This is a genomic window from Kribbella sp. WER1 (assembly GCF_054189145.1).
The window spans coordinates 8589241-8610936 of record NZ_CM135186.1 but is presented as its reverse complement, the minus strand read 5'-3'; the positions used below and the strand labels follow the sequence as shown (position 1 = coordinate 8610936).

At 66.0% G+C, this 21696-nt stretch carries 21 protein-coding genes and 1 tRNA gene; 10 read left to right on the top strand and 12 right to left on the bottom strand.

Translation table 11 applies throughout. From position 1 onward, the window contains the following. Positions 1-28 precede the first annotated feature (28 nt). Entirely contained in the window at positions 29-2452 is a 2424-nt protein-coding gene (locus tag ACXJJ3_RS41850) for a glycosyl hydrolase (RefSeq protein WP_458167649.1), read from the top strand. On the opposite strand, the gene ACXJJ3_RS41845 is transcribed toward ACXJJ3_RS41850, so the two are convergent. Beyond that, a complete protein-coding gene (locus tag ACXJJ3_RS41845) occupies positions 2443-3768 on the bottom strand; it encodes a M20/M25/M40 family metallo-hydrolase (protein WP_458167648.1) in 1326 nt (441 codons plus the stop codon). The genes ACXJJ3_RS41850 and ACXJJ3_RS41845 overlap by 10 nt on opposite strands. After that, entirely contained in the window at positions 3765-4301 is a 537-nt protein-coding gene (locus ACXJJ3_RS41840) for an AAA family ATPase (RefSeq protein WP_458167646.1), read from the bottom strand. The genes ACXJJ3_RS41845 and ACXJJ3_RS41840 overlap by 4 nt, the downstream gene beginning before the upstream one ends. Positions 4302-4438: 137 nt before the next feature. On the opposite strand from ACXJJ3_RS41840, the gene ACXJJ3_RS41835 reads away from it, so the two are divergent. Continuing rightward, on the top strand, positions 4439-4843 hold the full coding sequence (locus tag ACXJJ3_RS41835; RefSeq protein ID WP_458167645.1) for a DUF1003 domain-containing protein: 405 nt from the start codon (positions 4439-4441) through the stop codon (positions 4841-4843). Between the two features lie 2 nt (positions 4844-4845). Here the strand turns inward: ACXJJ3_RS41835 and ACXJJ3_RS41830 are convergent, their stop codons facing one another. Together ACXJJ3_RS41830 and ACXJJ3_RS41825 are read right to left on the bottom strand one after the other, a co-directional pair. Beyond that, positions 4846-5334, bottom strand: a complete 489-nt coding sequence (locus tag ACXJJ3_RS41830) for a VOC family protein (RefSeq protein WP_458167644.1) — start codon at positions 5332-5334, stop codon at positions 4846-4848. 12 nt (positions 5335-5346) lie between these two features. Further along, positions 5347-6156: a maleylpyruvate isomerase family mycothiol-dependent enzyme gene (locus ACXJJ3_RS41825; RefSeq protein ID WP_458167643.1), complete on the bottom strand. Its 810-nt coding sequence runs from the start codon at positions 6154-6156 to the stop codon at positions 5347-5349. Positions 6157-6309: 153 nt separating this feature from the next. On the opposite strand from ACXJJ3_RS41825, the gene ACXJJ3_RS41820 reads away from it, so the two are divergent. Continuing rightward, positions 6310-6398 (top strand) — tRNA-Leu (locus tag ACXJJ3_RS41820). Here the strand turns inward: ACXJJ3_RS41820 and ACXJJ3_RS41815 are convergent. The 3 genes from ACXJJ3_RS41815 to ACXJJ3_RS41805 form a co-directional block, all read right to left on the bottom strand. After that, complete coding sequence (locus ACXJJ3_RS41815) at positions 6377-8137, bottom strand: recombinase family protein (protein ID WP_458167642.1); 1761 nt, start codon at positions 8135-8137, stop codon at positions 6377-6379. The genes ACXJJ3_RS41820 and ACXJJ3_RS41815 overlap by 22 nt on opposite strands. A gap of 423 nt (positions 8138-8560) precedes the next feature. Next, positions 8561-9118, bottom strand: coding sequence for a hypothetical protein (locus ACXJJ3_RS41810; protein WP_458167641.1), 558 nt, complete (start codon positions 9116-9118; stop codon positions 8561-8563). Continuing rightward, positions 9115-10365, bottom strand: a complete 1251-nt coding sequence (locus ACXJJ3_RS41805) for a helix-turn-helix transcriptional regulator (RefSeq protein ID WP_458167640.1) — start codon at positions 10363-10365, stop codon at positions 9115-9117. The genes ACXJJ3_RS41810 and ACXJJ3_RS41805 overlap by 4 nt, the downstream gene beginning before the upstream one ends. Positions 10366-10515: 150 nt before the next feature. Here ACXJJ3_RS41805 and ACXJJ3_RS41800 point away from each other — a divergent pair, with 150 nt between their 5' ends. The 6 genes from ACXJJ3_RS41800 to ACXJJ3_RS41775 all read left to right on the top strand — a co-directional run bounded on the left by ACXJJ3_RS41800 (position 10516) and on the right by ACXJJ3_RS41775 (position 13516). Continuing rightward, on the top strand, positions 10516-10788 hold the full coding sequence (locus ACXJJ3_RS41800) for a hypothetical protein (RefSeq protein ID WP_458167639.1): 273 nt from the start codon (positions 10516-10518) through the stop codon (positions 10786-10788). Between the two features lie 16 nt (positions 10789-10804). Continuing rightward, positions 10805-11062: a hypothetical protein gene (locus tag ACXJJ3_RS41795; protein WP_458167638.1), complete on the top strand. Its 258-nt coding sequence runs from the start codon at positions 10805-10807 to the stop codon at positions 11060-11062. Beyond that, entirely contained in the window at positions 11059-11289 is a 231-nt protein-coding gene (gene tgmA, locus ACXJJ3_RS41790) for a putative ATP-grasp-modified RiPP (RefSeq protein ID WP_458167637.1), read from the top strand. Before ACXJJ3_RS41795 ends, tgmA begins: the two co-directional genes overlap by 4 nt. A gap of 2 nt (positions 11290-11291) precedes the next feature. Continuing rightward, positions 11292-11930, top strand: coding sequence for an MvdC/MvdD family ATP grasp protein (locus ACXJJ3_RS41785; RefSeq protein ID WP_458167636.1), 639 nt, complete (start codon positions 11292-11294; stop codon positions 11928-11930). Then, positions 11927-12238, top strand: a complete 312-nt coding sequence (locus ACXJJ3_RS41780; protein ID WP_458167635.1) for a hypothetical protein — start codon at positions 11927-11929, stop codon at positions 12236-12238. Before ACXJJ3_RS41785 ends, ACXJJ3_RS41780 begins: the two co-directional genes overlap by 4 nt. 435 nt (positions 12239-12673) lie before the next feature. After that, positions 12674-13516: a DUF6414 family protein gene (locus ACXJJ3_RS41775; RefSeq protein ID WP_458167634.1), complete on the top strand. Its 843-nt coding sequence runs from the start codon at positions 12674-12676 to the stop codon at positions 13514-13516. Positions 13517-13724: 208 nt separating this feature from the next. Here ACXJJ3_RS41775 and ACXJJ3_RS41770 read toward each other — a convergent pair whose 3' ends face one another. The 4 genes from ACXJJ3_RS41770 to ACXJJ3_RS41755 all read right to left on the bottom strand — a co-directional run bounded on the left by ACXJJ3_RS41770 (position 13725) and on the right by ACXJJ3_RS41755 (position 20268). Further along, on the bottom strand, positions 13725-15083 hold the full coding sequence (locus tag ACXJJ3_RS41770) for a hypothetical protein (protein ID WP_458167633.1): 1359 nt from the start codon (positions 15081-15083) through the stop codon (positions 13725-13727). A 236-nt stretch (positions 15084-15319) separates the two neighbouring features. Beyond that, positions 15320-18319 carry a DEAD/DEAH box helicase gene (locus ACXJJ3_RS41765; protein ID WP_458167631.1) on the bottom strand — a complete coding sequence of 1000 codons (3000 nt, stop codon included), beginning with the start codon at positions 18317-18319 and terminating at the stop codon, positions 15320-15322. Between the two features lie 718 nt (positions 18320-19037). Next, complete coding sequence (locus tag ACXJJ3_RS41760; RefSeq protein ID WP_458167630.1) at positions 19038-19322, bottom strand: hypothetical protein; 285 nt, start codon at positions 19320-19322, stop codon at positions 19038-19040. A 28-nt stretch (positions 19323-19350) separates the two neighbouring features. Beyond that, a complete protein-coding gene (locus ACXJJ3_RS41755) occupies positions 19351-20268 on the bottom strand; it encodes an NmrA/HSCARG family protein (protein ID WP_458167629.1) in 918 nt (305 codons plus the stop codon). A gap of 98 nt (positions 20269-20366) precedes the next feature. On the opposite strand from ACXJJ3_RS41755, the gene ACXJJ3_RS41750 reads away from it, so the two are divergent. Continuing rightward, positions 20367-20918, top strand: a complete 552-nt coding sequence (locus tag ACXJJ3_RS41750) for a TetR/AcrR family transcriptional regulator (RefSeq protein WP_458167628.1) — start codon at positions 20367-20369, stop codon at positions 20916-20918. A 155-nt stretch (positions 20919-21073) separates the two neighbouring features. Here the strand turns inward: ACXJJ3_RS41750 and ACXJJ3_RS41745 are convergent, their stop codons facing one another. Continuing rightward, positions 21074-21661, bottom strand: a complete 588-nt coding sequence (locus tag ACXJJ3_RS41745; protein WP_458167627.1) for a TetR/AcrR family transcriptional regulator — start codon at positions 21659-21661, stop codon at positions 21074-21076. Positions 21662-21696: the final 35 nt, after the last annotated feature.

The following is a 21696-nucleotide window of genomic DNA, read 5'->3' as shown; positions in this document are numbered from 1 at the left end:
CGGCCGCCGCCACGATGGGGTGGACGGTATGGCGACCGTCGACGACGTACGACGACAGTTCCGGAACCCGCCGCCCGAGGCGCGGCCGATGATGCGCTGGTGGTGGTTCGGGCCGTCCATCGACCGAGACGAGATCGACCGCGAGCTGAACGCGATGGCCGCGGCCGGGCTCGGCGGGGCCGAGGTCGCGTTCGTGTACCCGATGGCGCCGGTGACCGCGCCGTTCGGGTCGCCGGAGTTCCTCGAGCTGATCGGGCACGCGTCGCGGACCGCGCAGTCGCTCGGGCTGCGGTTCGACGTGACGCTCGGGAGCGGCTGGTCGTACGGCGGCCCGCACGTCGGGACCACGTACGCCGCGCGGCAGCTGCACTGGGACCGGCGCGAGATCGGCGCGGACGCCTACGACGTGCCGATCGTGGCCGCGTGGCCCGGTGACGAGTTCGTCGCCGCGTACGTCGGGGACGGGTCGGCCGGTACGCCCTCGTCGTACGTCGAGGTGCCGGTGCGGGACGGGATCATCCAGGTCCCGGCAGGCGGGCAGCCCCGCGAGGTGCTGATCGCGACGTCGCGGGTCACCGGGCAGAACGTGAAGCGGGCGGCCGCCGGCGCCGAAGGGCACACGCTCGACCACTACTCGGCGGCCGCGGCGCAGGAGCACATCCGGGCCGTCGCGGAGCCGTTGCTCAAGGCAGCGATGCCGGTCGGGTCGGTGTTCTGCGACAGCCTCGAGGTGTACGGCGGGGACTGGACGCGGGACATGCTGACCGAGTTCGCCGAGCGGCGCGGGTACGACCTACGGCTGCGGCTGTACGAGCTGCTGGTGGACACCGCCGGCGCGCGGGAGTTGCGGATCGACTTCGGGCGGACGTTGTCGGAGCTGTACGAGGACAACTTCCTCAAGGTGTTCCGGAGCTGGGCGGCCGGGCACGGCGTACCGTTCCGGATCCAGAGCTACGGCGAGCCGCCTGCGACGATGAGCAGCTACCGCTTCGCGGACATCTCCGAGGGCGAGGGGTGGGCGTGGCGCGGGATCCCGGAGACCCGGTGGGCGTCGTCGGCGGCGAACATCTACGGCCAGTCGGTGGTGTCGGCCGAGGTGTGGACGTGGGTGCACTCGCCGGCGTTCCGCGCGACGCCGCTCGACCTGCAGGGTGAGGCGCACGAGCACTTCCTGTCCGGCGTCAACCACCTGATCGGGCACGGCTGGCCGTACTCCCCGTCCGACGGGCCCGGCCTCGGCTGGATCTTCTACGCCGCGGGCGCCCTCGACGACCGGAACCCTTGGTGGCCGACGGCAACGGCCCTGTTCGGCTCGTTGCACCGGCTGTCGTGGGTGCTGCGGCAGGGTACGCCGGTCCGGCCGGTGAAGATCTACATCCCGGCGTCGGACGCGTACGTCGCCGGCGGCCCTGAGCCCTACAACCTCTACCGGGTGGCCCGCCGCCTGATCCCCGAGGCCGTCCCACGGACGATCCGCGACGCCGGCCTCGACTTCGACCTGATCGACGACGACGCCACCGCGGCGGTGGACCCGGCCGACGTGCCGGTCGTCGTCGTACCCGCCGGAACCACCGTGCCCCCGGCGACCCGCACCTGGCTCGACGCGGTCGTCGCCGCCGGCGGAACGGTTGTCACCGACATCACCACCCTCGCCGACCAGCTCCCCTCCGCCCCGCTCACCCCGGCACCCGACGTCGGCGTGGTCCACCGCCGCCTCGACGACGCCGACCTGTACTTCGTCGCGAACACGTCCGCCGAGCCGCGCACCCTCACCCTCGCCACCCCACTCGAACACTGGAATCCCCTCAGCGCCGAGCCCCGAACCACCAGCACGATCACTCTCCACGCCTACGAGTCAGCCGTCCTCCTCCCTCCCACCGGAGCGGAAGCTGTTGCCGGCTCCACCCAACTCGTCGGCGCCCTTGAAGGCCCCTGGACGGTTGCCTTCGACAACGACACCCACCCCGTCGCCCTCCCCCACCGTTGGGAAGACGACCCGGCCCGCACGACGTACTCCGGCTCCGCCACCTACCAAACCCAGGTAGACCTACCGGACACCGCCGACCGTCTACTCCTCGACCTGGGCCCCGGCACCCCGGTCGCTCCCGACAGCGAGCCGTACGTCCCGCACAACTCCTACCGGGCCCTCATCACCCCACCGGTAGGCGTGGCCGCCGACGTCTACCTCAACGACGTCCACTGCGGCACGCTCTGGGCCCCACCCTTCCAGGTCGACCTCACCGACGCCGCCCGCCCAGGCGCGAACGACCTTCGCATCGTCGTCCACAACACCGCGGCCAACGCGCTCTCCGCCGACCAGCATCTGCTCGACGCGGCAGCCGATTCCATCACCCGCTACGGCCTTCGGTTCGACCTGCAGCACGTCGAGCACGCGACGGAGTACCTGAACTCCGGGCTGCTCGCCGTACCGCGGATCCTCCGTCAGGCCTGAGTCAGGAACCGGTCAAGCACCCGCGAGCCGAACTCGAGCGCCGACGTCGGCACCCGCTCGTCGATGCCGTGGAACATACCCATGAAGTCCAGATCCGGCGGCAGCTGCAGCGGGACGAACCCGAAGCACCGCACGCCCAGCCGGCTCCAGGACTTCGCGTCCGTGCCGCCCGACATCAGCAGCGGCGCAAACCGGGCCTGGGCGTCCTCGGCCTGGACGCACGCCTTCATCGCGTCCACCAGCCCGCCGCTGAACTCGGTCTCCAGCGCGATGTCGGTGACCACGGTCTCGCGCTGCACCTTGTCGCCGAGCAGCTCGTCGATGGTCGCGTAGAACTCGTCCTCGTACCCGGGCAGGAACCGCCCGTCGATGTGCGCCTCGGCGTCGCCGGGAATCACGTTCACCTTGTAGCCGGCGTTCAGCATCGTCGGGTTCGCGGTGTTCCGGAGGGTGGCGCCGAACATCCGGCTGAAGCTGCCGAGCTTGGCCAGCGTGGTGCTCATGTCGTCCGGGTCGAGCTCGGTGCCGAGCAGGTCCTCGAGCGTCTTCAGGAACTCGCGGACGGTCGGCGTGACCCGCAGCGGCCACTCGTGCGACCCGATCCGGGTGACCGCCTCGACCAGGTTGGTGACCGCGTTGTCGGTGTTCACCATCGACCCGTGACCCGCCGTACCGCGGGCCTTCAGGCGCATCCAGTTCATGCCCTTCTCGGCGGTCTCGATCAGGTACAGCCGCAGGTCGTCCTTGACCGTCACCGAGAACCCGCCGACCTCACCGATGCCCTCGGTGCAGTCCGCGATCGTGTCCGGGTGGTTGTCGATCAGCCACTGCGCGCCGTACACGCCGCCGGCCTCTTCGTCCGCGGTGAACACCAGCCGCACCGGCCGCCGCGGCTTCACCCCGGCCCGCTGGCGCGCCCGGACGACGGACAGCACCATCGCGTCGAAGTCCTTCATGTCGACCGCGCCGCGCCCCCACACGCACCCGTCGAAGATCTCCCCCGCGAACGGGTCCACCTTCCAGTCCTTCGGGTCCGCCGGGACCACGTCCAGGTGCCCGTGCACGAGCAACGGGTCCGCACTCTGGTCCTCGCCGTCCCAATGGGCGACCAGCGTCGCCCGGCCCGGCTCCGACTCGTAGATCGTCGACTCGATCCCGACCTCGTCCAGCTTCGCCGCGACGTACTCCGCGGCACCCCGCTCGCCGTTGCTCCTGCCGTTCCCGTAGTTCGTGGTGTCGATGCGGATCAGCTCACTACAGAGCTCCACCACCTCGGCGTCGGCGGCGTACGACGGACTGTCGGTCGAGGTCGTCATGCGCCCATCCTAGGTCCGCGGGTCGCCTCGTCGACGATGCGGTCGGCGGTTTCCGCGGCGGTCAGGCCGGCCGTGTCGATCCACCAGCCGGTGTCACCGAACTCCCGTTGCATCTCCGCCTCGAGCCGCTCGTACCCGTCGAAGTCGAACCGATCCGCCGGGTCGCGGATTGTGTTGCGATGCCGGCACACCTCGATCCCCGGCGCCAGTACGACGAACAGCATCCGCCGGCGCCGCAGGTTCTCCTCGAAGAAGTCGAGCTTGGCGCGCGACGCGATCATCGCGTCGATCAGCGGCGTGAAGCCGGCGTCGGCGAAGTTGTTCGCGAGCGCGCACAGGTTCCGGTGCAGCAGCTCGACCTGCCGCGCCGCCTCGTCCGCCGGCCCGCCGAGCGCCCAGACGAACCCGTTCACAATCATCGCGTTCACTTCGTCGCCGCCCAGCCGCGCCGACCGTGGCAGCCGCTCGGCGACCAACCGCGTAACAGTCGACTTGCCGGCTCCCGGCATACCGGTCACAAGAATGCAATCCACGTCCCGATCCTGCGGCCGATCGCCGCACCGGGTGAGCGAGTTCTCAGCGAGTTGACGGACGTACGGCGCTACCGTCGGCTGCAGCGGTGATCTCTGGTCGTCGGGCCCGAGGCCCGCCTGACCGGTCGGGAGCCCCAGTGACGTCACACCCCACGAACACACGCCCGCACCACCCAGCCGTCCTCGCGATCGAGGCGCAGCGTGCGGCGAACCTGCAACTGCGGATCGCCGACTGGATCACCGCCTTCGCCGGCTCGATGCGCTTCGTCTACGTCCACATCGTGCTGTTCGCGGTCTGGATGCTGCTGATCGAGAAGAACCCCTGGCCCACCCTCACGCTGGTCGTGTCGCTCGAGGCGATCTTCCTGTCGACGTTCGTGATGATCGGGCAGAACCGCCAGGCGGCCTTCCAGCAGGCGAAGGCCGACCACGACTTCAACGAGTCCGAGGTCGAACTCAAGACCAACACCGAGCTGACCCGCGAGATCCACGCCCTCACCAGCGAACTACACCGCCGCCTGGTCCAAGAGAACAAGGCCTGACGTCACAACACCTTGAGCCCGTACATCTCCCCCAGCGGATCGGCGATCAACTCGATCCGCGCACCGTCCGGGTCCCGGAAGTAGATCGACGTACCGCTCTCCTCCTGGAACTCGACCCCGTTCGCGGCCAGCCGCTTCTTCAGCTCTTCCCACCGCCCCGGCTCCACCGAGATCGCCAGATGATGCAGCCCACCGAGCACCTCGGCGTACGGCCCGAGCTCCAGCCCCGGGAAGTCGAAGAACGCCAGCAGGTTCCCGTTCCCGATGTCGAAGAAGAAGTGCGTCGACCCCTCGTAGTCCCGATTCCCCACCATCTCGGTCAACGGAAACCCGAGCACCTCCTGGTAGAACCGCACCGTCCGCTCGACATCCGCACACAGTAACGCTGTGTGATGAAGCCCACGCGCCGACGACGGCGCGCCTGCTGTCAGGTACGCCGTACGGATCCGGTCCCGCTCGGCCTCGATGGCAGGCAGGTCGATGTCGGTCATGCCGAGTCCCCCTCAGATCCGGAAGAACAGGTTCAGGTACCGGTCCGCGACAGCCCGGTCTCCGCGGATCGTACCGGCGTTGCTGCGACCGAACGCGGTCAGCACGAAGCTGCCCGGGTCGAACTCGATCACCGTCGGAAGGTCACTGACATCGCCGGCGGCGTAGTCCATGCCGTCCGGGCCGACGGCGACCCGGGTGTCGCCCGCGTTCGGTCCGCTGGTGATCCGGATCCCGAGCTCGCACGGGTCCTTCGCCCCGGTCGTGTACTTCCACAGCACGAACATGAACGGCACGAGCAGGTCGGCCGCCTCGCCCGACAGCCCGTGCGCCCGGCCGGTGCCCTGGCGGATGTCCCACGAGTGCACGCCGTAATCCATCAACTGGAACGCCGGGTAGAAGAACGCGGGCAACGGACCCATGTAGAAGTGCGGCACGGTGAACCCGGCCCAGTCGTCCGGCCCGAGCGCATCGAACATGCCCAGCATCTTGTCGAAGTCGGTCCGCAACCGCTCGACGAGCTCGTCCTGCGGCACCCCGCGGAGCGCCAGCGCCTGCTTGTCCACCCGCTCGGCCATCCCCGGAAGCCCGTACGCCGCCGGCACCTCCGTGTGCGACCGCGCCGCGTCGAACGCCACGAAGTACGCCTCGGTCGTGTCCGTGAGATGCGCCACCACGTCCCGCACTTCCCAGTGCCCGGCCCCGGTCGGCGCGTCCCACACGTCCGCCCCGTCCACCATCCCGAAGAACAACTCCGCCTCGTCCCGTACGACCCGGAGCATCGTGTCCTTACCCTCGAACGTCATCCCGTTCCACACGTCCACGGCGCCCTCACCTCCACCCGCGAGGCCGATCCTTCAATGTCAAACTACGCCGCCGACACGCCACCGTCACCACCCCAACGCCCCGATGTGAATTCCACCCCTGGAGTTTGCTACTGTTCTCCGGTCGGCACCGCGCAGGCGGTCAGACCACTCGTCCGGGTGGCGGAATAGGCAGACGCGCTAGCTTGAGGTGCTAGTGCCCGTTTTAGGGCGTGGGGGTTCAAGTCCCCCCTCGGACACCAACGCTAAAGCCACGCAGAGCGGGGCTTACGGCGACCTCAGCCGATCGGGTCTCGTGGTTGTAACTCACTTGCAGACCCAGCGCTTCGTACAGCGCTCTCATGTCGCTCGCGTCAGCCTGGTCGAGCGCCGCCGTCATGTCCCCCAACTCCTGGACCATCGTGCGGATGTCCTGTGCCGATACCCGCTCCGGCACCTTCAACGCGCTGAGCTCGGCCTCCGCGGACCGCTTCTCCGCCACCGCCGCGTTGTACTGCTCCGTCAACGCCGCCGGATCCCAGCCGGCCTCGAGCGCCCGCCGCAGCCGCGCCATCGCGGTCTTCGCTGCCTGGATCCTCTGCGCCAACCTGAGCGCGATTGATGCCGACTCGTGATCATCGTCGACAGCCGCCAGCGCGTGCGCGGTCTCATCGAGGTGCTCCGGGCTGAACAGCGTCGCAATCCAGGCGTTCAGCTTCCGGGTCAGGACGTCCTCGCGGAGGTACACGTTGGCGGGATGGAGGTCCGCGACCGCCGTACCTGGTACCAAGGTCCGCGCGCTGCACCGGTAGAAGATGGCGTGCTTCCTCGCCGCGCCCTGCATCTTCCGCCCGCACAACTCACACCTCACGCGAGCACGGAGCCGGTACACGCGCGGCGTGGTCACCCGCGTCCGCTCCCGCTTTGCCTGATCCGCCGGCCCGGTCCCCCGCCGTACGCGCAGCTCCAATTGAACCCGCGTAAAGGTGTCCACCGAGATGATCGCGGGATGTGCAGGCTCTCTCGAGCGCACGATCTTGGACTGCGGTGACCGTCGGAAGCGCACCACATGCCCGGCAGCGACGTCCTCCGGATCCAGCAGCTCCTCGACCTTCTGCCACCGCCCGTAAATCGCGAAGCCCGTGTACCGCGGATTCTCAAGGATCGCCTTCACCGTGGTGTGCTGCCAGCCGTCACCTCTACGGTGCCGATTCTGCTGAGGCGTGTGAGCCGACGGGCACGGCACGCCTTCGAGGTTGAGCGTCTCGGCGATCGACTTCAACCCCAGACCATCGAGGTAGAGCTGAAAGATGCGTTCGACCACTACTGCCGCCTCGTTGTCGACGGCAAGTACCCGGAGCCGGTAGCCCTCTTGCGCCTTCCGCGGATTCGGGTGTGGACCGGCGTCGACGACCACATACCCGTACGGCGCCCTGCCGCCTTGGTACCGGCCATCGGTGATCACCTGGGCCGCCATCGCCGCGCGTACGCGCCGTTGCACATGCTGACGTTCCGACTTCGACAGCCCACCCGTGATGGTCATCGCCATGTCGTGCACGGTGTTCTCAGGATCGAACTGCCCGCCGAGGCTCGGTATCCACAGCGAGACGCCGTACCGATGAAACTTCGGCCAGGTCAAGCTGAACTGATTGCCGTACCAGCACCTCGTCGCCTCCCCCACCACGAGGCCGTCCCAGCCGCGCCGAGGATTCTTCAACTCCTGGAGTACCCGGCTGGCCTCGTCGCGCCGCTCCCACGGCAACGACCGCGACTGCCCGATATCGAAGAACTCCTCGACGATCTCACCCCCGAGCGGCTCGACGAACCGCGCGGCCTCCCCCAACTGCCAAGCGAGCGACGACTTCGGATCCTGGTTGTCCTCCGTCGAACACCTGCCATAAAACGCGAGCCGCCCGATCCCACTGCCGCCCGCGGGTCGATCCGCCAACGCCTCCATCCCAAACAGGTCATCCAAGGTCGCCCACTCGTCCGTCCCACTCAAGATGCGTCCTCCTCTACCCGAGGCCCGTCATCGGACTTTCGCCGCGATCGTGCCAGCCGAATGATGATCCGCCGAAGCACACGAGCAGCCTGTGGGTAGAGCGTCGGCGCCCGATCCGGCGTTTCTACTCCGACCCACGACTCACGCCGTTCCCGCTGAACCTCTCGACGATCCGCCATGCACGTTCAACGCGCGCGGCAACCAAAGAACTGGCAATCGGGAAGCGCTGCGAAACGTCGCGAGTGTTTGCGCACCATGTCGGTTAGCGCTCCGAGGCGTCAGCACCAACCGAGCCGGCGAAGATCCTCGACTGTGATCCGTGACGAGACCTGACGGCGAGGCCGTGATGGAGGGCGGAACGGGCGAGGAATGCAGGGACCGTTCTCTGCGTTCGGCGTCAGCTGAGATCTGCCTGATCTGACCTCAACCTGCAGATCGTGATGCTGGCCGCGTTGACCGGAGCATGGCGGTGAGGACCGGGCCGTCGACGGACGGCTGCTGTGTACTGATCGGCTCGTAGCCCCAGGACTCGTAGAGCGCCTTGACCTTCCCGTCGCCGTTCAATGCGTTGACCAGCAACGACACCTGCTCCTCAGGACGATTGCGGAGGAGCTCGTCATGGATCAGCAGGGCAATGCCCTGACCCCGCCACGGCTTGCGCAGCATGATCTCTTTGACCGCCACGGTCGGCAGGTCGGTGCAGCCGTCGGGAAGCGGGGTGGTCATCCGGCGCCACCAGCGGTCGTCGGGCATGAGGGTGTTCGCGTACGCAAACCCCACAGGCTCCTCCGCGTCGTAGCCGATGACAACTTCCCACCCCGGATCCGCCGCATGCCGCGCAAGCTGTTCGCCGAATCGCTCGACCGAGTAGTTCGGCAGGTGAAGCTGGTCCGCGCGCACGTCGGCGTACACCTCGATCATCCTGCTCCACACGTCGTCGATCATCGTGGAGTGGCGCAGCGCAATACCGTCAGGGGTCACAGAAGCTTCCTCAGTGAGTCGTGGGCGTATTGATCCCAGGCGGTTGCCGGGTCGCTCGATGGTGCGGCGATCTGCAGTGTGCTGCCGAAGTCTTGGAGCATCGAGTTGATGCGTGGATGAAGACCGGTCGGTTCGAGCGGGATCGACATCGCGGTTGCAACCGCTTCCTCCAGATCGCCTTGGCCGAGTTGTGCTTTGGCCAGTCGCGCGGTGGTGATCGATCGGGTGCGCCGCATGCCGGGCCGCAGAAGGGCGAGGCTTCGATGAGCGTGGCCCTCGGCCACTTCGTAGTCGCCGAGCGCCAGGTACCCGGCCAGAGCGAGATTCTCCAACTCTGCCTGGTCGTAGAACGCGTTCAGCCATAGTGGCCGCTCGTCGCTGGGTTCAGATCTGACGAGGGCGTCTTCGGCATGGGCAACGGCCTGACGTACGGCGCGGTGATCGCCGGTCTGCCCGAGGATCGCGGCATGTCTCGCGTGGCCGAGGGACGCGAACATCGGGTCTCGTCTCGCAATCGGCAACCTGCGTGCGACGTCGTTGGCGGCCAACGCGTCGACGGGCCTGGCCATGTGGCGGTAAAGGCTGCCGGCGTGGGACCAGATCCTGAATTGGATCGCCGGATCGCCGGACATGGTGGCCAGGCCTGCTGCGCGATCGAAGTGTCGTTGCGCGGTATCGAACCGGCGGCCGTCGATGGCGGCCCACATCGCACTCGACGTGAACGACGCCGCACACCCGTAGAGCGCGCTCCGAATGCGCTGACTCGCGCTCCCCCGTGCCTGCAGAGCGAGAGCTTCACCGGCGAGCGCGGATGCTTGCGTTTCGATGGTGAGCTTTCCGCCGTACTGATGATCGCTCGCGACGATCAGCGCGAATTTGGAGAGCAGCCGCTCGACGTCACCAGCACCGACCCGAGATTGGGCAGCGCGCTGCGTCGCTGCCCCAGCGGCGACAATGACGGTCGCCGCGGACGTGCCGATGAACCGGCGCCGCGGGACGGGCTCCGGCTCGGCCGGAGCGACGAATCCGAGATCCGTGATCGGACAGCCGAAGACGGCGGAGAGCGCATCGCGCTGGCGGTGGTGTGGCCAGCGAGTCTTCCCGGTCAGCCAGTTCCGCACCGTTCGATCGCTGACCGTGCCCCCGTAGCCCGCGCGCCGGAGATCGGCGTTGACCGCCTCGGCCAGTTCGGCCTGGGTCAGGCCGAACTCGGCCATGCGCGTCTTCAGGGCCAGGTTTCCCTCCACGCCCCAACGATATGTACGGCGAGTCACCGGCCGACAGCGTTCTGCCCGGAAATTTCCGGTTCGCGTTGAGCGACAGGCAGCAACTTCTTCCTTACGTTCCGCAGTCGGAGGTCCTTGGATGGAGATCAAGGACCTCGAAGGGGAACTCCAATGGACCTCGATGCACAGCTCGAACACCCGGCCAGAAGCGTCGCGGATCCACGCCGGTTCGTACTCCGTCGCGCTGTCGATGTCAGCGGAGTCAGCGGCACCGGCGACGTGGCGGAAGGAGTCGAGTGGTCGGATGGAACCGTGGCGCTGCGATGGCGCGGAAAGTGGGCCACCACCGTCGTCTGGGATTACGGCCTCGAGGCCCTCCTCGCAGTACATGGCCACAACGGATCCACCGTCGTTCGGTGGCTTGACCCCCACCGCCCGGCCTGAGCGACCAGTCAGTTCGATGCCCGAGCAGGAACTGTGGAGCGTGCAGCTGTGGCTCGGCGAGTACTTGATCGAGGAGCACATCGCCCCGACTGCCCTCGCAGAGCAGTGGGCGCACGTCATCACCCTTCGGATCCACGGCCTACCGGGCCGATACCTGCGCTGTCAGCGAATCACCGACGTCGCAGCCCAGAAGCCGGCCGGCGCGGGACGAGATAGCGAGTCCGTCCTGGGCCGGCCGTTCCAAACCCTCACCGACATAGGAGATTCACCATGAGCAACGAGACGAGTGCAGTGCCGTTCGGCGTCCGTCACCTGGCTTCCGGGCCGGACAAGGCGCCGATGGAGCTGCCGATGACCTACAGCGCCAACCTCCAGTTGAACGTGTCCGCGACCGGCAACCCCTACCACGCCATCGCCGCGGCGCTGCCGGAAACGAACACCGAGACCCCCATCCCCGACGGCCAGCGGCCAGGATCTGACACTTCGACCGACAACTACTGACCATGGGCACCGTTCTGGTGCTGACCGGTCGCGACGACCTGACGGCCGACGCCGTCATCGACGAACTGACCCGGCGGAACGCATCAGTCGTCCGGTACGACACCTCCGACTTCCCGCAATCGTCCCGTGTAGCTGCCACCCTCGGGGCGCAGGGCTGGGAGGGGCACCTGACCGGTGAGCGGTCAGTCGACCTCACAGCGGTCAGCGCCGTGTGGTGGCGTCGGCCCGCTGAGTTCAGTGTGCCGAGCGCCTGGCCGGACGAGGCGCGGGCGTTCGCACTGTCGGAGGCACGCGTCGGAGTCCTCGGCGTACTGGGGTCGCTTCCGGTGCGATGGATCAATCATCCGGCGAAGGACTCGGCCGCGAACTACAAGCCGGTTCAGCTTGCTGTAGCAGCCCGCGCAGGTCTCGACGTACCGCGGACGATCATCACCTCGGATCCGGATCATGCCCGTGAGTTCATCGGCGCCGACGAGGTCATCTACAAAGGTCTCAGCGGCGGCGTGCTCACCGCGGAGCGGCGTCATCGATACCTGCCGACCACTGTGCTCCGCGCGGATGAGATCGGTGCGAGCGTTGCTGGCACTGCGCATCTGTTCAAGAGCGAGTGCCCAAGCAATGCGAAGTACGCCTCACCGTGATCGGGCAGCGGATGTTCCCCGTCGCGATCCATCCCGGGAGCGCGGCTGCCAGACTGGACTGGAGAACGGACTATCCGTCCCTCACCTACGGTCCGATCGAGCTTCCGGATCAAGTGCAGAAGGGCGTCCGGTTGCTCATGGACGAACTGGGCCTGCACTTCGGTGCGCTCGACTTCGCCGTTACCCCGGACGGCCGATGGGTGTTCTTCGAAGTGAACCCGAACGGCCAATGGCACTGGCTCGCGGTCAAGGCCGGCGTACCGATGATCGAGGCAATGGCCGACGCTCTCCAAGGAAAGAACGATTGACTCCGTGACTGACTGGACCGACGCCGCTCGCACGCTCGCCGACGAGATAACCGCGGCCGCACCGGAGTGGCACGACTCGGTCAGCTCCACACCTCGGCACCAACTGGTGCCGAGGTGGTGGGAGCCGATCCCCGACAGCTATCCGTTCGCCTGGGGACTCCGCACACCGCAGCCGGATCACCCGTGGGCGGAGGTATACGCCGACGAAACACTGGTGACCCGCGTGGGCTCACACCACGCCGACCGCGCCAACCCATCCGATCGTCCGACAGGTCTCCCGACCTCGTCCTCGACCCTGCCCGGGTTGATCGTCCGCATGCTCCACCTGCTCAACCCCGACAAGCAGAACCGCCGTCGAGCCGACATTCCGTGCCGTCGGCCAGGCGGAACGAACGCCCGCTCGGAACTGTCGGTGTAGCCAGCGAGAATGGAGCTATGGCACTTCGCACCCCGATCTACCTGGACACCGAGACGCTGCTGGCCCAAGCAGAGTACAACGACGTCAACGTGCCCCAGCAAGCCGAGATCGTTGAGAAGACGACACGAAAGCGATCCGCGAGCGGCAACGCGTCGATTCCGGGCATCGGAGCAGCCGGCGGGGCACTCGGCCGCGATGTCGAGTACCAGTCGACGTACACCCTGACCCCCAGCCTGAAGGCTACCGTCAACAAAGTGATCGACGCCCTTATCGAGACTGACGTCGTGCGTGTCGACCCTGGGCAGGACATCGCGCTCAGCAAGGACGATCTCGTCCAACTCGAGGGGATGGCCAGAATCACCGCCGCGAGCCTCGCGGGCAAGATGTTCCACATCATCCGCCGCATTCTGGACGGCGTCGGCGACACCTCCGACATCTCGTCGATCAGCGCCGAAGGCCCGGAGGTGATGGAACAACTCAAGCAGGTGTACCTCCAGAACGAACTCCTACCGATCCCTGTCCTGCTCGAGCTGACCGGCACAACTCTTCCGCAGAAGGTCTACGTGACCGTGCGCCCGAGCCAATTCGTCGACGCAGCGTCGGCGGACCGCGTGGAGCGCGAAATCCGAGTACTCGGCTCGGTACGAAACCTGATCGACGGCACCAAGGACGGCTATCTCAGCGCCGAGGAGTGGCTGCTCGACGGCTACGAGCACCTGATCCGCCGCAAGCTCATGCCGACCGTAGTCGATGTCGTCAAGCAATTGGTCGACGACCTGGACCTCGACCTACCGGTCGACGACGTCCACGCATACATCAGCGGCCCCGCCATCATCGTTGACGCCGTCAGTATCTATTGATTGCTCACCGGCCAACTGACGAACCTACATCGTCACGGCAGCACTCCAGCGACCGACTGTCGATGCCCTGGTGCCCACGCTCGTCATCTCTGGCACGACGGATGCAAATCAGCCGTCCGGCCGACACGATCTGGTGTGGATCTCGAGGCGCGTCCTCGGGGGTCGTATTCTCCGACCAGATCTGCCCGAGCTGCGGTATCACCATCCCTTACGAATCGTCCCTGACCTGATCCAGAGCTAGCCAACATGCACGCCGCATGATGCGGTCCAGATCTTCGACCATGAAACCCAGGTCAGTCACACGCCCGCCATCCAGGCCAAGCAGTAGCGCTCCTGGTGAAGGATCCCCATGTACCTCGCCGTTGCGGCGGCGGTACGCGGCTCGCATGAAGCTGTCGATCGCATCCGCTGATGCGCCGAGCACTGGATCGGAACCCAGAAGCCCTGCCGCGCCACGCGCGATAGCGTCAGATTGCGATCTGCCGCGGATACCGATGTGATGGATGAACAGCGCCTCAGCGCAGATGATCAGATCGACGAGACGGTCGGCGGCGTGCGTGCGTCCGCTCGTCAAGCCAAGTCGCCGGATCGCGACGCCGAGCGCTCCTCCGACCGGTGCAGTCAGAAGATGGAACACCTGGACCAAGTCGACCGTCTGCTCAGCGAACAGGACTACTCGCCGATTGGGGTCAACCGTGCCGAGCTGGGTCAGCTGGGCTTGAGCGGAGCCATTCGACTCCAGCTCGTCGGGATGAAGCAGGCGGAGAAGTCGACTGGCAGCTGTTGAACCGCCACACACAATACGCAGGGCGGTGATCAACAGCGACGCGGCTTGATCGACCTCGGTAACCGCTGGGGTTGCCGGACGTTCGGGCATGTCGCGCTCGGCAACGAACGGATGGGCGTGCTCAAGGACCAGTGCAACTTGATTGAGGCGTGAGATCGTGATGCTCGTTGGGCTGTCATGACGTTCCACAGGGACCGCCATCACGCGCAGGGCAGCGGCGATCTCCGCGTCGCTCATTTCCCGCAGCACCAAACCACCCGATAGCTGAACCGCCAGGCCCGCAGCGAGCACGAGACCGTTGATAGGTACGAAATCGAGCCAGCGAACCCGGGACGAAAGCAATGCGGGCTCGAGCACGCAATACAACTCGTCGAACCTGTCACAGTCGAACCTGTACGTCCGAGTGCTGAGGACCATCGGCGCCAACAGACGGTACATCACCACGTCCGCGAGCACGCGCCTCGTCCGCCAGAACTCAGTGCCGACCATGACGTCGAGGCGCTGCGACAACTCGTCGTCAGCAAGCACGGCCTTTCGAAGCGATTGCATCGCATCGAAACTCTCGATCCAGTCGCTCGAATAGGTTTCGGGCGGCTGACGCCAGACCGAGTGCCGCCCCACGGCGAAGCTCTCCTCCCCGTGCCGCTTCCACGAAGTCGGGTCGAACTGCACATCAAATACCGGCTCAGTATGCCGGGCAGCGAGGCTGTCCATGGCCGCACGCACCGTAGCTGCCATGAGCTCCCGAAGGCCGACACCGCCAACATCGAACGAGGTCATTGTGGTCGCCCTATCCCCAAACCGGCCAGAACCGACCCGATGCTACTTCCCCCCGTTGCTGGGAACCTCCACGCGTTGATCCCACGAGTCCGCGGAGGCACCACAATTGGTTGTCCGTGAGGCCATGGTCGCGACGTGGGCCCGAGCCACCGGCCGGCGGTGTGCCCGACGTGAAACATAGACTCGGCGCGAGGACGGCCAGGCGCCTGCACGCCGGGTTGGTCTTCCCGTCGCGCTCAGGAACTCGCAACGACACGAAACTTCATCTGGTAGGTCTCAGTCAGGAATCGGTCGGTTGCGCCGAGGAGAGCCAGCATGTCCTCGCTAGCCTTGGCCGCGGACATTCCTGGCTGGACGATCGCTACCGTGACGTCCAGATCACGGAACCTAGCCTCGTTAACGATCGATGCGAGAGCGGTGAGGTCGCCCTTGAGCATTCGGTTTCTGCCTTGGGCCTGCCGCTTGCGTTCGCGTCGGAGGAGACGTTTCACGAGCTGCTCGGGAATTGACTTGGCCCGGTTCATCTTCATCGCTTGGCCACAAACGTCGTAGAGATCGTTGATTCGAGCGCCTGGCACCTCCTCCGACGAGTACTTGCAATGAGCAAGCATTACGTACAGTTTGTCGCTGTAGCTCCGGAGGCACACGATGTCGGCCAACTCCCCGTTCCCGTCGTCGTCCACGATGACGTCCCAATCAGCCTCAGCGGAGAGCAACTCCACAGCCCGGAACTGGATGCTGGTCGGATCCTTTTCGTCACCCTGTGACTCGTGCTTGAGGTTGATGTTTGGCCAAGTCGGTGTCTCGATCTCATCCCGAGGATAGAGGTATCTCTCTCGCTCCGGCTTGAGCAGGAATCCCTGTTCCACCAGGACCACCTCGTCGGCGAACGTGACGAGCAGCCCATGCTGGGTCAGGAATGCGGACAGACTGACGGTTCCAGCCGGTGTCGTGATCTCCCCATCGTCGGCGAGCGGAACGATGAGCGGCGGGCTGTCCTGCTGGAAGACGAACTCAAACTCAAGCTGCCAAGCAGCCGTGACCACCTGAAACCGCAGCGGTCCTGTCTCCGTGTGATCGGTGAGCCGCAGCTCGGTTTCGAGCAGCGAGAATCTCTGCGAAAGATAGCTGACTGCGCGCGTCTCGCTCATCGTCGCAGTGATTTGGTATGGCCACTCGACAGCCAGTGGCACATGCGCGGGACGCTTGATCGCTGGGTGAGGGAGGAGGAATCCTGCCATGACAGATTCGAGGGACACAGACTCGTCGGTGATGGCTGGCCCTACTTGGCGGACCCACTTCACCCAGTCATGGATATCCCGGGCCTGCTCATGGCTCCACACCTTCCCTTTGCGCGACGCACCGAAGCTGACCGCCTGGCCCTCGTGGAACCCGTGGGCAAAGATGTTCGTCTTCATCTTGGTCGCGCCCTCGCCCTGCCAAGCGGCCAAGACGTCCTGCCCGACATACATCGAGAAGCGTCGGTTGCGGCTCACGGAGTCGAGCAGCCCGACATTCGTTGGGATACGACGTTGTACCTTGGCGAGGATACGGTAGAGCGTTTCGCCCTTGATGAGCGAGACATTCGCGCCGCCGACCGCTTGAGCGATTTCCTCATGGAGCGAGCCGTTGTTGGTGCTGTTGATGTAGAGGAATCCATTCTCTTCGTCCAGGTGTACGACGTAGAGGTGATGCACCAACTCGTTGAAGCTGGAGAAGTCACCCCAGCGCACTGGCATCGCCTCCCGGGACACCCACCAGACGACCGAGCGGGCGTTGTTGATTCCCAGACGTGAGGTCAGCAGGCGGTCTTCGAACAGGTCGTAGATGCGCTCTGGCGTCCAGTTGAGTGGTGTCGGTGAGTCGTAGGCCACCGTACTCATCTTTGGGTGGATGCTACGCATAGCGATCTCACGCGGCAGCGAGCCGAAGCCCTGCTCGAACTCCGACCGCTCCTTTTCTCTGCCGACACCGTGCTCGGTGAGGTCTTGGATGATCTCATTCCAGTCGGCGTCCTCACCATAGAGTCTGCGCAGTCGCTCATCGATGCCGGCTATCTGGAGGGGCACGAAGGCCGATGCCTCGCCCAAGGTCTCCTTGCCGGTGCGAGTGAATCGGCCAATGAACTGCAGTGTTACCGCCAGACTCTTCTGGGGGTCATGGATCGCGGCGATCTTTAGCTCCGGAAGATCGAATCCCTCGCCGAGCATGTTGACGCAGACAACGATGCGGCTAGAACGCTCAAGCAGGGCACTCCGTCGCCTAGCTCTGGTCGACGGTCCGACAGCGGTGTCGAGCCGGATCGGCGACAGATCTCCAGCGATCTCCTGATAGATCTTGTGCACGTCCTTTGCTCGGGCGATCGAGCTGACCCGGGCCATCAGCAGGTGATCTAGCCCAACCTGCAGGTCGTCGCGCAGCCGCTGAACTGCAGCGACAGCAACTGCCCTGTCGGCATCGCCGAACTCGACGACAGACTGGTACGCGATGCGTGCGAAGTATCCGTTCTTTTGCGCAAGCCTCAACGGGTAGGCGTAGGCAATCCTGCCGCTCAGGTGCCTGCCATCTTCTCTGTACGGCGTCGCCGTGAACTGCACGACTTCTTTGCCGGCGAACTCGTCAACCACGACCCGCCATGTGCGAGCCGCCACGTGGTGCGCTTCATCGACAAAGAATCTCGAACAAGCGGCCACGAGACGCTGCCGCACGGCCGCAGAGCACGTAGCCAATACCTGAGCGGTGGCAACGACGACGTTCGCAGGTGCGATGAGTTCATCAACCTCGCCCTCGGTCATCGGCGCGCTCGACAGGACGAGGACCGCCGGACACTTGAAGTCACCCACGACCGCACCGACCTTTGGCAGGACACCGAGAGACGCGAATTTGGTCGCTGTCTGGGTTCTCAGCGCGTCGGACGGAACCATGACGAGCGTGCGAGCCGGGGTGTGGCAGTACGCCGCCAGCATCGTCTCAGTCTTTCCGGTCCCAGTCGGCATGACGATCGTGATCGGCTCAGTGTCTTCAGTGGACCTGTGAGCGAGAATGGCGTGCAGGGCTCCCAGTTGCGGCGTGCGCAGCCCAGGCTCCGTGTCCGTCTCCTCCGCGAAGACGAAGTTCCCACGAAGGCTCAGTTCAGCCGTCTCCGCGAGGATCGGCTGCGATTCCCACGCACCTGGTCCACTGCTGAGCCACCAGAGTTCGTTCTTCCCAATGCCTTGGGTAGCGATATCCGACACGCGTGCCTCCCCCGGATGCAACCCCAACAACAGCACTCTCGGTGCCACGGACGCTCGGCGTCCCCCGCTGACTTATCGCAACTGGTGGCTCTCCGTTACACCTCGACTTCATACGCGACTGACGGTCCACGCCATGCCGAACTCCGCCTGGCCCGGGCCAGATGTCAACCCGCCCGCCGAGCCGAACGCATCGATGACTCACTGCCGAACGAGCGCCCGAACAGCACGGCGTTAGAGGGATGGACTGCTCCATTCCGCGCCAGGATCCGAACAGCGTACTCCCGGAATAGCCGCCATCGACCGACCCCAGATCGCCGACCGGCGCCGGCTGAACGGCTGGCATCGGCTAGTTGGCTTCAGACATCGCACACCGACCGCCGCCCGGGGCCACGTGCTTAGGGAACTTGCCGTTCTTGTTCAGCGTCATTCGCGTCCGTCCACAGCATGGGCAAACCCGTCCGCTGCGCGGTCGCCGGCAAGTCCAGCGAAACTCGTCCTGCGCGGTGTACCGACTGGTTCCCGACGCCTTGCACTCCCGCTGTGCCCCATGACGTATGAAGCCCTCAGTCACCTCGATGTAGTGCTTCGGCAGCGCACCTGCTTTGGTCACCGTCACACGCAAGCAGCAAGCGTCGCAATGCACCCATCCCATACTCGCCCCCAGTGCGTCACTGCTGGTCCCAGCTCGACTACCCTCAGCATACGCCTCACACGGTGATCAAGGGGTTCTGTCGACGACATCGGGGTCGAGGTCAAGGCGTGTGGTTAAGGTGCGTGTTCCTCCTCGGACACGCGACTTATCCACACGGTCGGCCAACGGGTCGACCTCCACCTCCACAATCTGATCGTGGTGGTGGTACGTCAGCGACAGGCGCAACGCCTCGTAGAGCTCAGCAAGTTCTTCTGGCTCCGCGGTATCGAGCGCCTTCGCGACATTGCCCAGCCGAGCGATGTGCCTCTCCAGCTCTTCCCGACTCAGGCCTTCCTCGCTCGGAGCCTGCAAGCGCGCTTCCGCTGCTCGCTTCGGCCGGTTACGGACTCAGGTTGTCGTGGAGCCAGGTGTCGAAGGTTGTCAGCGGGAGTCCGAGTTCTCTCGCGTACTGCGGGCGCGCCGGCTGGCCGACTGCGTTCAGCCACTCGTGCGAGGCGCCCATGGGCGGCATCCCAGCGGCGAGCGCCTCGGCTTCGGTCATCTCAGGAGGAGCGAGCTCGACCCCGACAGCCTTCGACAGCGCGGCGGCGACTTCGGCCATCGACAGGAAGTCTCCGGCCATCTCGAGTTCCACCCGGTCGAATCGCTCCGGATCGGCGATCGCCGCGGCAGCCGCAGCGCCGACGTCGTTCACCGCGACGAGTGACAGCCGGGTTGTGGGTTTCACGACGCTGACCAGGCCGCCCTCGATCCCCCGCGGGAACAGAAACGCCATGGATGGCAGGAAGTTCTCCATGAAGAATGCCGGCTTCAGCAGCGTCCAGGCCGGGAATCCCGCGGTACGGACGTGATCCTGGATGGCGGCCTTCGCTCCCAGGGTCGGCTCCATCGTGGTCCAACGACCCTCGGCCCAGCCTGACGCATCGACGTGCTGGCCGGCGCCCGACACCGACGTGTGCACGAACTGCTGCACACCGGCAGCCAGCGCACCCTCGACGAGATTGATGCCCTGGGCAACCTCACCGGCGAAGTCGATCCCGTCGGCCTCGAAAGCCGGCATCTGCACCGAGAAGACGGCCCGGGCACCGGCCGCCGCCTTCACCACCGAATCGCGATCATGCAGATCGCCCCGCACCAGTTCGGCGCCCAGCGCCTCGACCGCCTCGGCGCGCTCGGACCCGGTATCGCGGACCAGCGCCCGTACCGGAACACCTGCAGCCAGCAAGGCCCGGGCAGTCGCACCGCCTTGCCTCCCGGTGGCACCGGTCACGAGTACCGGCGCGGAGTCGTTCGACATCGCTCACTCCCTCGATCGGACATAAATGGCGGGGGCCGCCACTTATGATCGGCTACGATATGGCGGACCCCGCCACTTAGCAACCCGGAGGTGACCGCATGGTCGAGCAGCGTGCGGACGCGCGCCGCAACTACGCACGGGTCCTCAGCGTGGCCGAGCAGGAAGTCGCCGCCCACGGCCCGAACGCCTCCCTGGAACAGATCGCCCGGATCGCCGGCGTCGGCTCAGCCACCGTGCGCCGCCACTTCCCCACCCGCCGGGCACTCCTGGAGGCGGTGTCACATCAGCGCATCGCAGCCCTCTGCACAAGGGCCGGGGATCTGTCCACGAGCGACGACAGCCGTACCGCACTCCTGGACTGGCTGAGCGATGTCGTCGACTACTGCGTCTCCGCCCGCGGCCTCGCCGAGGCGCTCTCGTACGACGGCGACACCCACAACAACAGCTGCTCCAGAGCCCTCGAACACGCAGCCGCTCCCCTCTTGCTGCGCGCAGCGCAAGACGGCGCTGTCTCCGCCGATGTCACCGTCGAAGACCTCATCACACTCGCAGTCGGGTTGGCCCTGGCCACCGAGCACTACCCAGCACCCTCCGCCCAGGCCAACAGACTCCTCCAACTCGCCATCAACGGCCTCAGCCCCGAACCCTGACCCCATCAGTCATGATTCGAGAGCGCAGGCGGGCAGCTGACCAAGAAGCTTCGCGATCTTGACCTACTGGTCGTTGGCCCGACCCACGATCCGCGGAGTCCGGTGGTCGTGCATTTGCTGGAGGTCAGCAGCTGTGTCAACTCCCCTTGGAGTGTTCACACCGACGCGGTCTTCTGGGAGATGCTGGCGATCGCCGCGTCGGCGATGCGGTTGCGGGTCGTCGGGTCGACGCCGGCCTTTGCGAGTGCCTCCAGGCCGCGATGGGTGGCGACGACCACGCCGCCGAGCGCCTCGGCGTCCGCGTCTGCGTCGACGAGGCCGGCGCGCTGGGCCAGCTCGACGAGCTGGCGACAGGTGTCCAGCAGCGTCTCGTACGCCGCCAGCGAGCGCGCGGCGACTGCGTCGTTCTCGGACGCGAGCTCCGCGGTGCCCCTCGCAAGCAGACAGCCGAACCGGTCGGTCGTCTCCGGTGCGTGCAGCCATGCCTGGAGCCGGATGAGCGCTTCATCCTCAGGTCCGTCGATCAAGGCGGCAGCCATCGCGTCCGATCCGGCGCAGTAGTCGTCGAACACTCGCTGGAAGAGCGTCTCCTTGTCACCGAACGCTCCGTACAGGCTGCCCTTGCTCAGTCCGGTCGCGCGCGACAGGTCGTCGACGGAGGTGCCGTGATAGCCGGTCTCGGTGAACTGTTGCCGCGCAGCATCCAGTACTTCGGCTTCATCGAACTTCCGCGGCCTGGCCATGCATCCAGCCTACGTCGTTCTGGACAATCGGTCCA

Excerpts from the sequence above, each read along its gene's own strand:
- ACXJJ3_RS41795 (WP_458167638.1), top strand. The coding sequence starts at position 10,805 with ATGCCCGAGCAGGAACTGTGGAGCGTGCAGCTGTGGCTCGGCGAGTAC.
- ACXJJ3_RS41800 (WP_458167639.1), top strand. The coding sequence starts at position 10,516 with ATGGACCTCGATGCACAGCTCGAACACCCGGCCAGAAGCGTCGCGGAT.
- ACXJJ3_RS41785 (WP_458167636.1), top strand. The coding sequence starts at position 11,292 with ATGGGCACCGTTCTGGTGCTGACCGGTCGCGACGACCTGACGGCCGAC.
- ACXJJ3_RS41775 (WP_458167634.1), top strand. The coding sequence starts at position 12,674 with ATGGCACTTCGCACCCCGATCTACCTGGACACCGAGACGCTGCTGGCC.
- ACXJJ3_RS41830 (WP_458167644.1), bottom strand. The coding sequence starts at position 5,334 with ATGACCGACATCGACCTGCCTGCCATCGAGGCCGAGCGGGACCGGATC.
- ACXJJ3_RS41770 (WP_458167633.1), bottom strand. The coding sequence starts at position 15,083 with ATGACCTCGTTCGATGTTGGCGGTGTCGGCCTTCGGGAGCTCATGGCA.
- ACXJJ3_RS41850 (WP_458167649.1), top strand. The coding sequence starts at position 29 with ATGGCGACCGTCGACGACGTACGACGACAGTTCCGGAACCCGCCGCCC.
- ACXJJ3_RS41750 (WP_458167628.1), top strand. The coding sequence starts at position 20,367 with ATGGTCGAGCAGCGTGCGGACGCGCGCCGCAACTACGCACGGGTCCTC.
- ACXJJ3_RS41755 (WP_458167629.1), bottom strand. The coding sequence starts at position 20,268 with ATGTCGAACGACTCCGCGCCGGTACTCGTGACCGGTGCCACCGGGAGG.
- tgmA (WP_458167637.1), top strand. The coding sequence starts at position 11,059 with ATGAGCAACGAGACGAGTGCAGTGCCGTTCGGCGTCCGTCACCTGGCT.
- ACXJJ3_RS41745 (WP_458167627.1), bottom strand. The coding sequence starts at position 21,661 with ATGGCCAGGCCGCGGAAGTTCGATGAAGCCGAAGTACTGGATGCTGCG.
- ACXJJ3_RS41845 (WP_458167648.1), bottom strand. The coding sequence starts at position 3,768 with ATGACGACCTCGACCGACAGTCCGTCGTACGCCGCCGACGCCGAGGTG.